Source organism: Aphanothece hegewaldii CCALA 016 (genome assembly GCF_003007785.1).
Lineage (GTDB): Bacteria > Cyanobacteriota > Cyanobacteriia > Cyanobacteriales > Microcystaceae > Chroococcus > Chroococcus hegewaldii.
The window spans coordinates 250,972-265,467 of sequence record NZ_PXOH01000002.1 but is presented as its reverse complement, the minus strand read 5'-3'; the positions used below and the strand labels follow the sequence as shown (position 1 = coordinate 265,467).

The window sequence follows — 14,496 nt, the reverse complement described above, 5'->3', positions numbered from 1 at the left end:
AAGGTAGCTATGGATATTATACAAATTTTGCGAGAAGATTATCAGCGATTTCCTATTGATCAACACTATGATCTGTATGCTGATGAAGTTTATTTCAAAGATCCTTTAAATGAATTTCGCGGAATCAATAAATATAAAGCAATGATTCAATTTATGGGAACTTTTTTCCAAAATATTAAAATGGATCTCCATGAAATTTACCCTGAACAAAATATAATTTACATGAAATGGACGCTCAATTGGACAACACCTTTACCTTGGCAACCTCGGATCGCAATTCCTGGACGAACTGAGTTAACCTTAGACGAGCATCAAAAAATTATTTCTCATGTCGATTATTGGAATTGTTCACGATGGGATGTAGTTAAACAGCATATATTCCCTAAACGCTGATTTTATCGTCATAATAAAAATAAGTATTGTAAATTTTTCTCATAAAGGGACTCATGCGTGTAATTCTGATGACAGGTAAAGGGGGTGTCGGTAAAACCTCCGTCGCGGCGGCTACAGGGCTTCGATGTGCAGAACTAGGTTACAAAACCCTTGTTTTAAGTACCGATCCAGCGCATTCTTTAGCCGATAGTTTTGATTTAGAATTAGGACATGAGCCGAAACAGGTTAGCCCGAACTTATGGGGGGCTGAACTCGATGCACTGATGGAGTTAGAACAAAACTGGGGGGCTGTAAAACGTTATATTACCCAAGTTTTGCAAGCAAGAGGTTTAGAAGGAGTCCAAGCAGAAGAACTAGCCATTTTACCTGGAATGGATGAAATTTTCGGCTTAGTACGGATGAAACGTCATTACGATGAGGGAACCTATGATGTTCTAATTATCGATTCTGCGCCCACTGGAACCGCCCTACGCCTGTTGAGTTTACCCGAAGTGAGTGGCTGGTATATGAGAAGATTTTACAAACCTTTACAAGGAATGTCAGCCGCATTAAGACCTATTGTAGAACCAATTTTCCGACCGATCGCAGGTTTTTCACTTCCCGATAAAGAGGTGATGGATGCACCCTATGAATTTTACGAGCAAATCGAAGCATTAGAAAAAGTTTTAACCGATAATACTCAAACATCGGTACGTTTGGTGACAAATCCCGAAAAAATGGTAATTAAAGAGTCTTTACGCGCTCATGCTTATCTTAGCTTATACAACGTCGCAACAGATCTCATTGTCGCTAACCGCATCATTCCTAATGAAGTGACTGATCCTTTTTTCCAAAAATGGAAAGAAAATCAGCAATTTTATAAACAAGAGATTTACGATAATTTCCATCCTTTACCCGTCAAGGAAGTTCCCCTATACTCCGAGGAGATGTGCGGTTTAAAAGCCTTAGAACGCTTAAAAAATACCCTTTTCTCTCAAGACGAAGATCCAACACAAGTGTATTACAAAGAAAATACAATTCGTGTCGTTCAAGACAAAAATAACTACAGCCTAGAATTGTATTTACCTGGAATTCCCAAAGAACAAGTTCAACTCAATAAAACTGGAGACGAACTAAATATCCGTATCGGTAATCATCGCCGAAATTTAGTCCTACCGCAAGCTTTAGCCGCGTTAAAGCCAGATGGTGCAAAAATGGAAGATGATTATCTAAAAATTCGCTTTACGGGTGCTGTCGCCATTTAAAAGACTAATCTTTGGTTTGGAAATCATTTCCCTACAACATCAACCATAATCATATTGTAGGGTTAAGGTATCCAAACCGTTACCCCATATTTATCGATTAAACTATTAGATGTTTTTATCAGATCATAAATTCATCTATGAATGAGCTTCCACCTCGTCAAACGCCAAATATTCAAGCAGAACTCGCCAAAGAACGAAACCGCGCTGCTGCTGAACGAACTTTGATGGCTTGGATACGAACTTGTCTTTCTTTGATTAGTTTTGGCTTTGGAATTGATAGTATTGTTGGTGCTATTTTGAGTTTTCACAAAGTCTCAGAAAACTTAAATCATGTTCGATTTTCTCGTGTTTTGGGTCTATCTTTTATCGCTTTAGGAATTTATGCGATGATTAGTGCAGCGATTGAACATAAAAGAGAATTGCGTCATATTCAACGTAGTGTAGATTATCTTTATACGCCCCGTCGTTCTTTGGGTTTAACAGTTGCGATCGCATTAATTTGTATTGGTATTTATGCGTTTATTAGTATTCTAATTAAGGCTTATTTGACTAATCATCACTCTTTATTATGAATCAAAAGCCCATCGGTACAACGAATGAATTAGCGAAAGAGCGTAACCGTGAAGCAGCCGAACGAACTTTAACAACTTGGATACAACATTGTTTATCTTTAATTAGTTTTGGGATTGCTTTTGATGAAATTTTTTTGGCAATTAATCGCTCTTTTCCTAATAATAACTTACTGCTTAATACACGATTTACTCAAATTATTGGTTTAAATGCCATTGCCATCGGTATATTTTTATTATTTACTGCGGTTCTTGCCTATTTATCAGAAATAGATTCAATTCAAAAAGAGAATTATCAGCCACCTCGTCTTTTTTATACAACTCTTGTCGGTTCTGTTATTCTTTTTGGCTTAGTCACTTTTATCATTAGTATTATCTTACATTCTTAGCTATTTTTAGCATTTCTAATTCTTTCAATTTCTGCCTGTAAATCAGCAATTTTTTGCTTTAAATCTTCAGATTCTTGATTTTTTGGAGTCGCATCAACATTAATTGAGCCTTCTTTTCCAGCTTTTGGATAATTCCCTTGTTTAATTTGACGATATTGTGCTGAATTTGACCACTCTTGTAAATATCTAACTCTTTCCACCGTAAAAGGATGAGTTAAAAAAGTATCATTTGCTCCGTTATAAATCATAATTTTATAAAATTGATTTAAACTATCTTCATCCATTCGATGATAATCATCAGACTGTTTAATAAACTCTTGCAAACTACATTCATGAGCATATTTCTGACTCCCTCCTGCTAATTTCATCATCGTTTTAAAAATAAGATTAACATCATCTATCACTAACATTGAGGCTCGATCTGCTGATAATTCTGCTTTTCTACGCCATTCATAAAAAGCATAAATCAAACCCGTTGTCATAATTTTACCAATTCCTAGAGTAATATCACCAATAAAAGAAGCCGTATTTCTTACCCATAAAAACATCTGAATTAGAATACTATGATCACACTTAATATGTCCTAATTCGTGAGCCATTACGGTTCTGATTTCGTCTTCATTGAGTAAATCGAGTAAACCTGTATTTACTACAATATAAGGGTGTTCGCGTCCTAGGGAATAAGAATTTACTAAAGGATTTTGGCTAACATATAACGATGGTTCAGGATAAATATCTAAATCTTGAATACAATCTCGATAAATTCCATAAAGCGTCGAGTATTGTCTTGGGTTGACTTTAAGATTATTTCCCATTAAATAAATCTGTTGCGGACGTTCATAAATATATTCAGAAAAACGACTCGCTAAAAGATCAAAACCTGGAACACTTCTTAAAGCTAATTCGGCTTGTTGATCTAATGGATGTTTAAACGCTTGACTCGAAATACCTGGATAACTTGCCATTGGTTTAATTATTAAAAATCAATGAATGGTTTTTATTAAATCCCATTTCCATTCGTCGAAATCTCAGTATGAATGGGATGAGCACTAGGATTTTGTATTAATTCAGCTTGAGCTAAATATTCAGGATATGTAGAAAATTCGGGTAAAATTTCTCTAACAAAAGCTTCAGCCGCTTTAGAACGATATCGATTCGGATTAAGAATAACCGATAAAGTGCGTCTGACTTCAACATCTTTGATCGGCGCAACGTGCAGTACATTCATTTGTAATTCTTTTTCAATTGCTGTGATTGAAACAAAAGCAGCACCTAAACCCGATTGAACGGCATTTTTTATCGCTTCAATCGAGTTAAGTTCCATTTCTACTTTTAAACGTTTGGTATCAATATCACAACGACTTAATACTTTATCAATGACTTTACGAATCGTTGATTGTGAGTCAAGAGTAATAAATTTTAAGCGATATAAATCTTCTTTTTGAATCATTTCGACTTTTGAAAGGGGATGAGAAACTGGCAAAATTAACGCCAATTCATCATCAGCATAGGGAATAATTTGTAAAGTTTCTTGTAGTTCGGCGGGAACTTCACCCCCAATAATAGCAAGATCCACTTGTCCGTTAGCAACACCCCAAGACGTGCGACGGGTAGAATGTACTTGGAGTTGTACCGTGACTTCTGGGTATTTGTGGCGAAAATGCCCAATCATTCGAGGTAGTAAATATGTACCCGTTGTTTGAGAAGCCCCGACAATGAGGGTTCCACCTTGTAAATTTTGTAAATCTTCGATCGCCCGACAAGTTTCTTGACACAGGGTGATAATTTTCTCACCATAACTGAGTAATAGATGTCCGGCTTCTGTCAATTGCGCCTTACGTCCACCCCGATCAAACAACGGTACATTTAATTGCTTTTCTAGGTTCTGTACTTGTAAACTAACAGCAGGTTGGGAAACATAAAGCGTATCGGCGGCTCGTTTAAAACTCCCTTCAGCAGCGATCGCCTTGAGAATTCTGAGTTGATCTAGAGTGAAAGGGATATCAGACATAGGCTTGGCTCATGGAATGTGTAAGGAGTAGGACGATCAGCAACAATCCAGCTTTCTTATAAGCAAAAAGGACGACAGCAGCAACACGACTGTTGCATTGATACACTGACATTGACAGTACCACAACACGGGGATCAAATGGCGAATCGGATCGAAGTTTTCAACGAAATGGCTCACAATTTTCCCATGTTACTTTTTTTCGGGCTGATTGCTGTATAACAATTATCCCTACTCACTTAAAGAATAAAAAATTAAATTTTTTTAAGAATAATGTGCCATCGTCGTTATTAAAAATTGCTCCTTAAACCGTCGAACCTATTCAATGATCCGTTTCTTTTAGATTACATTTTGACTATAGACAAAATATTAACTCAAAGCCAGTAATTTAGAACAGTTAAAAGAATATAATAAATAGTCTCGATGAAATGTTAGAGTAAAATTCTTCAATCTTTATCATACATAAAAATGTCAAAAAGTCAACCTAAAATTATTGTTCTTGATGATGATCCAACGGGTTCGCAAACCGTTCACAGTTGCTTACTTTTGATGCAGTGGGATGTCGATACACTTCGTTTAGGATTAACCGATGAGGTTCCGATCTTTTTTATTTTAACCAATACTCGCGCCTTAACTCCCGAAAAAGCAGCCGAAGTGACTCAAGAAGTTTGTCGTAACCTGAAAATCGCATTACAAGCCGAAAATATACAAGATTTCTTAGTAGTTAGTCGTTCTGATTCTACCCTTAGAGGACATTATCCCATTGAAACAGATGTCATTGCTGAAGAACTCGGAAAATTTGATGCACATTTTCTCATTCCTGCTTTTTTTGAAGGCGGAAGAGTAACCCGTGAGAGCATTCATTATCTATATATGAATGGTGTTGCGACTCCTGTTCATGAAACTGAATTCGCCCGCGATTCTGTCTTTGCCTATCATTATAGTTATCTACCCGATTATGTGGAAGAAAAAACCAAAGGACGAATTAAATCTAGTGAAGTTGAACGCTTTGTCCTCAATGATATTCATCAAGGAAGTTTAGAGCGATTAATAACTTTAGAAAATAATCAATGTGGTGTAGTTGATGGAGAAATTCAAGCAGATTTAGACAAATTCGCTACAGATATCTTACAAGCAACTGCATCAGGAAAACGATTTTTATTTCGCAGTGCAGCTAGTATTTTAACATCTTTGGCTCAACTCGGACCGCAACCAATTCCCGCAGAAGAAATGGCCAAATATAAACCAACAAATAAAGCGGGCGCAGTCATTGTCGGTTCTCATGTAAAAAAAACCACCGAACAATTAGAAAATCTTCTCAAAGAATCTGATACATTTGGTCTAGAAATAGATGTGACGCGTTTGCGAGATTATCCCGAACAACGCGACGAAATTTTACAAGAATCCTTAGAAAAAATCGAACAAATACATCAATCAAATCAAACCCCTGTTATCTATACCAGTCGTCAGGAATTAACTTTTGATACAGTACAACAACGTTTAGATTTTGGGGTTGCAGTTTCGGCATTATTGATGGATATTGTGCAAAATTTACCGAAAGATATTGGTTTTTTAATTAGTAAAGGTGGCATTACGTCTAATGATGTTTTAAGTACGGGTTTAAATTTAAGATCAGCGCGATTATTAGGACAAATTTTAGCTGGTTGTTCGATGGTTCGTACCGCCGAAAATCACCCCCATTTCCCAAATTTACCTGTAGTTTTATTTCCAGGGAATGTGGGAGATGCAGGGGGTTTAGCCACCGTTTATCGTCGGTTAAAATGATTTTTAAGCAGGTAAAGTATAGCGTTCTTCAATTAATTCTTTAATCCGATCGCGGCTTTCGGTTGCTGATAAATCAGAACTATTCTCAATTTGTGAGGTTTCTTCGGCTAAAGCTTCATCTTTAATTGCTTCTCGAAACCAACGAGAATAATCTTGTTGATGTAAATGATACAGCCAAGTATTCTCATCAAACCAATCTAACTCAGGAAATACTTTACCGAAGTTCGTTTAATTCTCGTCCTGTCACTAAGATTAGTTTTCGCCCAGATTCTCGTAAACGTTTTAGAGATCCTAAAGTTTCTTCTGATACTTGTCCATGAGTGGCGAGGGTTCCATCGTAATCCGAGGCTACTGCTAAATAAGGCATATAAAATATCGTAATTATTGATTTTATGGCTAAAATAACGCCAATATAGTTTAATTTAGATTTTCATGATTACTTCTAATAATAAATAACCTTTTTCAATAAAGACACGCACCCAAGGTGTGATCTAGCATTCACCCTTATGGATGATTTATATGAAGTTTTATAACTAAATTAAGGAAAAGTAAAGCTATAAATTGAGGTTTTTAGAAATAAGATTAATTTAGGGAGAACTTCAATGAATTTAAGATTACCTCTCTCTCAAGACTATTTAAACTCGGCTACTACATCTAATATTCCTCATAGTGCGATCGCCTTATCTAATAAGCTTCAAATGGCTGTCAGCGAAGCCTATATCAATGGTCTAGAAATACCCGATTTTTTGGTTTTAAACACTCTTAAACCGCTTATCTCACTGATTTATCAACATTTTTCTTTCCTACTCGTAATCGATGATTGGATCTTACAAGAAAGCGAAGTTTTAGCCGAAAACTCTAAGGAACTGATGCGAGTTCAATATAACTTACCTACAGAGCTTTTTCGACTTATGCTCACCGAAAATAAGCTTATTTATCCTAAATACACTGTAGCTTTATGGGAAAAAGAAGCAACGACCCTAATTGAAGCACAACAAGCGATGCTAGATGATGTCATCCAAAAAGCAGGAATAACCGACGGAGACGAAATTTTAGATCTTGGATGTGGTTGGGGATCAGCGTCTAATTATATTCTCTCTAAGTTCCCTAATGTACGAGTGACAGCACTAAATCTCAGTCAGACTCAATGTGATTATATGCGTCAAAAAATGCAAGAGCCAGATAGTTATCTAAGTTCTGGACGATTTACCTTAATTGAAGAAGATTTTAATACAGTGCAGTTGGCTAATCAATTTGATCGAATTATTGCGATCGGATTATTTGAGCATATCGGAAATTTAACTCAAGCTTGGCAAAAAATCGCAAAATTTCTCAAAAAAGAAGGAAAAGTATTTTATCATATCATTTCATTTAAACTACCTCATAATGGTACAAGTCCTTTCATCGATAAATATATTTTCCCCAGAATGCGGGTTTGGCGTTATGAGGAGCCATTTGCACCCAAGCGAGATCTCAAAGTTATTAATCACTGGTATTTGAACGGCTATAATTATGCGAAAACGCTGCGATTTTGGCTAAAGAATTTTGATGACCATCAAACACAATTACAAAACTTAGATTATGGCATGGAGTATCAAAAATTCCGTCGGATGTGGAGACTCTATTTACTTTGGTGTATTGCATATTTCGAGGCAAATGAGGGTAAAGTATTAGGAAACGCTCAATATTTAATGGAGCCTGTCTAATACTTTTGATGTGGTAAAGAGTGAAAAGTCGCCATTGGATCTACTTTACCCCAACCTCAGAAAAAGTAATTATTAGCGACAAGCAACGACAGAAGCTGTATAAGTTTCACCGATTGAAGCCACCCCATTAACGAAAAGATTGACGTGAAAGGGTTGTTCTTCGGGGCGCGGCGTTGCCTCAATGATTAAGGGTTTTCCCGCCGCCAATTCTAGACGACGGCTATTGAAGAATTCATCTTCGGTTTGATCGCTGTATTTGAGATACAGAATGATGTCAAAAGTACCGCCATCAGCAGATGTCATAGTAGCGACATAGCGATTAAAAAGAATACCCCCAGGAACCGCCCAATCTGTATTCCAATTATTGCGAGTAATCTTAATCCCAAAAGGACCAGGAATCGTCGGTTGAGCAACAGTCTTAGTTATTTCGCTGCCCCGCCCGCCCACTAAAGTAAGAGGGGTACAGGTTTCGGCGCGAACGGGTAAATTTAAGCCCAGAAGCGAAGCTAAAATCCCTAAAATAATGGTACGAGAAAACATAAAAACCTCATCAGTAAAGGACAAAAGTTTAAGGGATTAGAAGTAGATTAATCTAAGATTACAGGATGTGGTGTCATTAAAACCATTTAAAAATAAGAATAAAAGCTAAAAACAGTTGAAACAAGGATTTTTGACTAATAATTAGGTATAACATCACCTCCTAAAAAGACATTTACATTTTAGATGGGGTTAGGAAAAATAAACTCAGCTAAAGACTAAAGGCTGTTGGGAACAAGGATTACTGATTTATGTCTTAGAATTGTCAGCCCAAAAAGACAACCTTTACTTTAAGATCGAACATACTAAGCAATTTGATTAAACGATGGATTCTGCTCCTGCGACTTCTCTAAATGATTCTGAGTCACTCGAACCACTCGAACCACTCGAACCACTCGAACCCCCCGAAAACTCCTCCCTTACCTCTACCCCCATTATTGAACGCCCCATTATTGAACGCCCCATTATTGAACGCTATGTTCAAGTACATCTAAAAACTTGGAGCGATCGACTTGAGATCATTTTACCCAAACTCCAATCAACAGAAACGGGTAATGATTGGGCACAGCTTTGCTCTGGCTTAAAATATTCTCTTCTTAATCACGAAAAAACCTGGGCTAGTCAAACTCCTGTATATTTAGTACCACAAGATCGCTTACTTGACACAAGACAGTTACAAATCTTATCAGATATTTTACAAGAAGCCGATCTAGTCTTAAAATGTGTTCGGACTTCGCGCCGTCAAACGGCTGTAGCTGCTGTAACGGCAGGTTATTCAGTAGAACAAATTCAGATTTCACCGTCTCTAATTGAGGAACCAAAAATCACACAACCTCTTTTAGCAGATCCATTGTACCTAAAAACAACAGTGCGATCGGGTGTTGAAATTAGACACCCTGGAACAATCATAATTGTCGGTGATGTAAATCCAGGGGGAGATGTGATCGCAGATGGCGATATTATTATTTGGGGAACCTTACGCGGGGTAGCCCATGCAGGAGCAAACGGCAACACCGAAAGCCGTATTATGGCTTTACGCATGGAACCCACCCAGTTACGCATCGCGGATCGAGTAGCGCGATCGCCGGCTCAATCTCCCAATCAATATGACCCCGAAATTGCTTATATTAGTCCGGAAGGAATTCGCATCACACAAGCTTATAATTTGTCTAAAACGTTTTTAATGAAGCCAATTAAGGTAACGTCAGAAAAAGAACGTTAATTTTTATAAACTTAATTAATGAAAATATTATGAGTCGAGTCATTGTTATTACCTCTGGGAAAGGGGGCGTAGGAAAAACGACAACAACCGCTAACTTAGGATCAGCCCTCACTCAGCTAGGCTGTAAAGTTGCCCTAGTTGATGCAGATTTTGGATTAAGAAATTTAGATTTACTCTTGGGATTAGAACAGCGTATCGTATATACAGCGATCGATGTCATAGCGGGAGATTGTTCTTTAGAAAAAGCCTTAGTTAGAGATAAACGTCAACCGAATTTAGTACTATTACCTGCCGCCCAAAACCGCAACAAAGAGGCAATAACCCCAGAGCAGATGAAAATCATCGTCGATCAACTCTCCAAAAGCCATGATTATGTATTGATCGATAGCCCTGCTGGGATCGAAATGGGCTTTAGAAATGCGATCGCGGCAGCTTCTGAAGCTATCATTGTGACAACACCAGAAATGGCGGCGGTACGAGATGCGGATCGAGTGGTTGGGTTATTGGAAAATGAATCGATTAAAAGTATTAAATTGATCGTTAACCGACTACGACCCGAAATGATCCAGCTTAACCAAATGATTAGCGTTGAAGATATTTTAGATCTTTTAGTGATTCCCTTACTGGGGATTATCCCTGATGATCAGCGTATTATTGTTTCAACCAACAAAGGCGAACCTCTCGTATTAGAAGAAAAACTATCTTTACCGGGGTTAGCCTTTAAAAATATAGCCAAACGTTTAGAAGGCGATCTAGTTCCCTTTTTAGACTTAATGGCGGCTCATGATACCCTACTCACACGTCTTCGTCGTCGTTTCTTTGGTCCTTAAAATTGTTTATCAACCCTATCCTATGTGATCCACTCACCAACATGGTAATTAGTGAACTACTAGAACGACTGTTTTCATGGCGTAACCCGATCAAAAGCGGAGAAACCGCGAAAAAACGTCTTAAATTAGTGATTGCTCATGATCGATCTGGCATTAGTCCAGAAATGTTAGAATCAATGCGAAAAGATATTCTAGAAGTGGTAAACCGCTACGTTGAAATCGACCCTGGCGAAACCGAACTATCGCTAGAAAGTGATCAGCGAGTGACAGCCCTTATTGCTAACTTACCCATCCGGCGCATTAAACAAGACATCCCACCCGAAACCTAAAAAAAATGAAAAAATCGACAACGACATCTTTTTGGTTGAGTTTAGCCACCAGCCCTTTTTTATTGGCCTATTTAGGGTTACGATCGGTTTCAGAATGGTTGACTGAAGCAGGAAAAAACAGCGAAGAAGTCTTTCGAGGCGATCGCTTACCAGTCCTTAACTTTCCCAGCAAAGAAGACCAAACCTCATCAGAATCCTAAAAAGTTATTAAAGAATTGTGATCACAATGACTTTACAGAGATTCCCTTATCGATACTATGATTAAAATCGATAAGCGTCTTGAGGTTTCTATGAATGTTCTCGTCCCAGAGTGTGAAACTGCAATGAATTATTTTTCGACTTCGGATTTGTTTCTCCAACAACGGCTGAAATTAGTCGAAGACTTGTGGCAAGCAGTTTTACAGGTAGAATGCGGACAGGCTCTCGTTGATTTACTAAACCAACTGCGATCGATTTGTTCGGCTGATGGACACAAAGGAGAAAATTTAGCGTCTTCGATCAGCGCACTGATTGAAGAATTAGATCTAGATGATGCCGTTAAAGCATCTCGCGCTTTTGCTCTCTATTTTCAGTTGGTTAATATCGTTGAACAACACTACGAACAGCGAGATCAACAACTGTCGCGTCGTGCTACTTATCATGAAGAAAAAAAACAAAACAAAGAGAAAACAAAAGAACAAGCCGAAGATTCACTAATTGCCGAAACCGTTGGTAAAGACTGGCTCGAAAAAAACTGGTCAGACGATGATTCTTTCCAAAAAGCTGGCTTGTTTCACTGGCTTTTTCCCTATCTTAAACAACTTAATGTCCCACCTCAACAAATCCAGCGTTTACTCGATGAACTCGATGTTTGTTTAGTTTTTACAGCCCATCCGACTGAAATCGTCCGTCATACTATTCGTCGTAAACAAAGACGCATTGCTAATATTCTTCGCAAACTCGATCAGGCTGAAGAATCTTTTCGCGGTATGGGTTTAAGCAACTCCTGGGAATCGATCGCCGCTAAAGAACAATTGATGGAAGAAATTCGCCTTTGGTGGCGTACAGATGAACTACATCAATTTAAACCAACGGTTTTAGATGAAGTAGACTATGCTCTACATTATTTCGATGAAGTTCTGTTTGAGGCAATTCCCCAACTAGCTGGCCGTCTTAAAAAAAGTTTACAAAGTTCCTTTCCGTCTTTGCGTCCGCCAAAAAATAATTTCTGTCGATTTGGTTCTTGGGTAGGTGGCGATCGTGATGGTAACCCCTTCGTAACCCCAGAAGTCACATGGGATACAGCCTGTTACCAAAGAGGCAAAGTCCTCGATAAATATCTCCATTCGATGGGAGAATTATCGGCGGTTTTGAGTCCGTCTCGTCATTGGTGTAGCATCCTAACCGATTTGATTGATTCACTCGAACAAGATAAACAGGATATGCCAGAAATTTATGATAATCTAGCCCTGCGTTATCGCCAAGAACCCTATCGGCTCAAATTAGCCTACATTCAAACTCGTCTAGAAAATACCATCAAGCGAAATCAACGTTTAACAAATCCTGAAGAAAGACAACTTTTAAGCCGCCAAAAAGACCTCAATTACTACAAAACAGGAAATGACTTTCTAGAAGATCTTCGTTTAATTCAACGTAGTTTAGAAGCAACGGGGTTAACTTGTATTGAGTTAACTAATTTGATCACTCAAGTAGAAATTTTCGGCTTTAATCTCGCTCAACTCGATTTTAGACAAGAATCAACTCGTCACGCCGAAGCGATCGCAGAAATCGCCGAATATATCGAAATTCTGCCCAAACCCTATACCGAACTCTCGGAAACAGAACGTATTGCTTGGTTAGCCGCCGAACTCAAAAGTCGTCGCCCTTTGATCACTCAGGATATGCCGTTTAGCGAAAGAACCCGCGAAACGATCGATACCCTGAAAATGCTCAAACAATTACAAATTGAGTTTGGCTTAGAAATTTGCCAGACTTACATTATCAGCATGACCAATGAAGCAAGCGACGTTCTAGAAGTTCTTCTGCTTGCCCAGGAAGCGGGACTTTATGACCCAGCGACCAGTACTTCAACGGTTCGCATTGCCCCACTTTTTGAAACGGTTGATGACCTCAAAAACGCCCCTAAGATCATGCAAACGTTGTTTGAATTACCTTTGTATCGGGCGACTTTAGCCGGGGGTTACGACTACATCGAACAGCTAAAAGGAAATTGTGATCAAGAATTACCGCCGAGTGTCCTGCAACCCGCTAACCTACAAGAAATCATGGTCGGTTACTCAGACAGTAATAAAGATTCGGGTTTTTTAAGTAGTAACTGGGAAATTCACAAAGCCCAAAAAGCCTTACACAAAGTCGCCCAAGCTTATCGAGTTAACTTACGTTTGTTTCATGGACGCGGTGGCTCAGTCGGTCGAGGCGGTGGTCCATCCTATGCAGCGATTTTAGCGCAACCAAGAGCCACAGTAAATGGACGAATCAAGATTACTGAACAAGGGGAAGTTTTAGCCTCTAAGTATTCTTTGCCCGAATTGGCTTTGTATAACCTAGAAACGATGGTAACGGCGGTTATTCAGTCGAGTTTATTGGGGAGTGGTTTTGATGATATCGAACCTTGGAATAGAATTATGGAAGATTTATCCAGCACTTCTAGAAAAGTCTATCGTCAATTAATTTATGAAGATCCCGATTTTATCGACTTTTTCTTGTCCGTGACACCCATTCCCGAAATTAGCCAATTACAGATTAGTTCTCGTCCAGCTAGACGGAAAAGCGGAAAACAAGATTTAAGTACCCTAAGAGCTATTCCTTGGGTTTTTAGTTGGACACAAAGCCGCTTTTTATTACCTGCATGGTATGGCGTGGGAACGGCGTTAGAATTGTTTTTGGTGCAAGATCCCGAAGAAAATCTCAAACTGTTACGCTATTACTATTTTAAATGGCCGTTTTTTAAAGTAGTCATCTCCAAAGTCGAAATGACGCTATCAAAAGTTGATTTACAGATGGCGCGTCATTATGTGGAAGAGTTATCGAAACCCGAAGACAAGGAACGTTTTGAACGGCTATACGATCGTATTTCAGAAGAATATCATCTAACTCGGACTCTGATTCAAGCGATTACAGGTCATGGCCGTTTGCTCGATGGTGATCCCAATTTACAACGTTCTGTCGATTTACGAAATCGCTCAATTCTTCCTTTGGGCTTTTTACAAGTCTCTTTGATTAAACGTTTACGTCAGTTCCAAGCTCAGTCAGCAATTATTCATTATCGTTATAACAAAGAAGATCTCTTACGAGGTGCGATGTTAACTATTAATGGTATTGCGGCAGGAATGAGAAATACGGGCTGATTTCAGTTAACAGTCATCAGTCATCAGTAAAGTTTTGTAAATGATAATTGATGCACTTTTTGTTGATTGCGAACCATTGATATGATCAATTGATAGTAGGGTTTAGTGACTAAACCCCTACTATTGTAAAGAATTAA

At 38.4% G+C, this 14,496-nt stretch carries 15 protein-coding genes; 11 read left to right on the top strand and 4 right to left on the bottom strand.

Annotated features, from left to right (window positions below; translation table 11 throughout):
* The first annotated feature begins 9 nt into the window (after positions 1-9).
* The 4 genes from C7H19_RS03165 (at position 10) to C7H19_RS03150 (ending at position 2,595) form a co-directional block, all read left to right on the top strand.
* Positions 10-393 carry a DUF2358 domain-containing protein gene (locus tag C7H19_RS03165; protein ID WP_106455431.1) on the top strand — a complete coding sequence of 128 codons (384 nt, stop codon included), beginning with the start codon at positions 10-12 and terminating at the stop codon, positions 391-393.
* A gap of 53 nt (positions 394-446) precedes the next feature.
* Positions 447-1,637 carry a TRC40/GET3/ArsA family transport-energizing ATPase gene (locus tag C7H19_RS03160; protein ID WP_106455430.1) on the top strand — a complete coding sequence of 397 codons (1,191 nt, stop codon included), beginning with the start codon at positions 447-449 and terminating at the stop codon, positions 1,635-1,637.
* Between the two features lie 137 nt (positions 1,638-1,774).
* On the top strand, positions 1,775-2,209 hold the full coding sequence (locus tag C7H19_RS03155; protein WP_106455429.1) for a YidH family protein: 435 nt from the start codon (positions 1,775-1,777) through the stop codon (positions 2,207-2,209).
* The gene (locus C7H19_RS03150; RefSeq protein WP_106455428.1) at positions 2,206-2,595 is read left to right on the top strand and encodes a YidH family protein; all 390 of its coding nucleotides are present in this window, start codon (positions 2,206-2,208) and stop codon (positions 2,593-2,595) included. The genes C7H19_RS03155 and C7H19_RS03150 overlap by 4 nt, the downstream gene beginning before the upstream one ends.
* On the opposite strand, the gene C7H19_RS03145 is transcribed toward C7H19_RS03150, so the two are convergent.
* On the bottom strand, positions 2,592-3,560 hold the full coding sequence (locus tag C7H19_RS03145; RefSeq protein ID WP_106455427.1) for a M48 family metalloprotease: 969 nt from the start codon (positions 3,558-3,560) through the stop codon (positions 2,592-2,594). The genes C7H19_RS03150 and C7H19_RS03145 overlap by 4 nt on opposite strands.
* A 35-nt stretch (positions 3,561-3,595) precedes the next feature.
* A complete protein-coding gene (locus C7H19_RS03140; protein ID WP_106455426.1) occupies positions 3,596-4,606 on the bottom strand; it encodes a LysR family transcriptional regulator in 1,011 nt (336 codons plus the stop codon).
* A 465-nt stretch (positions 4,607-5,071) separates the two neighbouring features.
* On the opposite strand from C7H19_RS03140, the gene C7H19_RS03135 reads away from it, so the two are divergent.
* Complete coding sequence (locus C7H19_RS03135) at positions 5,072-6,388, top strand: four-carbon acid sugar kinase family protein (RefSeq protein WP_106455425.1); 1,317 nt, start codon at positions 5,072-5,074, stop codon at positions 6,386-6,388.
* A gap of 214 nt (positions 6,389-6,602) precedes the next feature.
* On the opposite strand, the gene C7H19_RS26175 is transcribed toward C7H19_RS03135, so the two are convergent.
* Positions 6,603-6,755 (bottom strand): HAD-IIB family hydrolase, encoded by a 153-nt coding sequence (locus tag C7H19_RS26175; RefSeq protein ID WP_146136486.1) that lies wholly within the window; start codon positions 6,753-6,755, stop codon positions 6,603-6,605.
* Between the two features lie 235 nt (positions 6,756-6,990).
* On the opposite strand from C7H19_RS26175, the gene C7H19_RS03125 reads away from it, so the two are divergent.
* Positions 6,991-8,094 carry a class I SAM-dependent methyltransferase gene (locus C7H19_RS03125; protein ID WP_106455424.1) on the top strand — a complete coding sequence of 368 codons (1,104 nt, stop codon included), beginning with the start codon at positions 6,991-6,993 and terminating at the stop codon, positions 8,092-8,094.
* Between the two features lie 72 nt (positions 8,095-8,166).
* Here the strand turns inward: C7H19_RS03125 and C7H19_RS03120 are convergent, their stop codons facing one another.
* Positions 8,167-8,634 carry a hypothetical protein gene (locus C7H19_RS03120; RefSeq protein ID WP_106455423.1) on the bottom strand — a complete coding sequence of 156 codons (468 nt, stop codon included), beginning with the start codon at positions 8,632-8,634 and terminating at the stop codon, positions 8,167-8,169.
* 322 nt (positions 8,635-8,956) lie between these two features.
* Between C7H19_RS03120 and minC the strand changes: the two genes are divergently transcribed.
* From minC to ppc, 5 genes are all read left to right on the top strand, one after another.
* Positions 8,957-9,853, top strand: coding sequence for a septum site-determining protein MinC (gene minC, locus C7H19_RS03115; RefSeq protein ID WP_106455422.1), 897 nt, complete (start codon positions 8,957-8,959; stop codon positions 9,851-9,853).
* 29 nt (positions 9,854-9,882) lie between these two features.
* The gene (gene minD / locus C7H19_RS03110; RefSeq protein WP_106455421.1) at positions 9,883-10,683 is read left to right on the top strand and encodes a septum site-determining protein MinD; all 801 of its coding nucleotides are present in this window, start codon (positions 9,883-9,885) and stop codon (positions 10,681-10,683) included.
* Between the two features lie 41 nt (positions 10,684-10,724).
* Complete coding sequence (minE, locus tag C7H19_RS03105; RefSeq protein ID WP_106455420.1) at positions 10,725-11,012, top strand: cell division topological specificity factor MinE; 288 nt, start codon at positions 10,725-10,727, stop codon at positions 11,010-11,012.
* A gap of 5 nt (positions 11,013-11,017) precedes the next feature.
* On the top strand, positions 11,018-11,212 hold the full coding sequence (locus tag C7H19_RS03100; RefSeq protein WP_106455419.1) for a hypothetical protein: 195 nt from the start codon (positions 11,018-11,020) through the stop codon (positions 11,210-11,212).
* Positions 11,213-11,302: 90 nt separating this feature from the next.
* On the top strand, positions 11,303-14,359 hold the full coding sequence (gene ppc / locus C7H19_RS03095) for a phosphoenolpyruvate carboxylase (RefSeq protein WP_106455487.1): 3,057 nt from the start codon (positions 11,303-11,305) through the stop codon (positions 14,357-14,359).
* Positions 14,360-14,496: the final 137 nt, after the last annotated feature.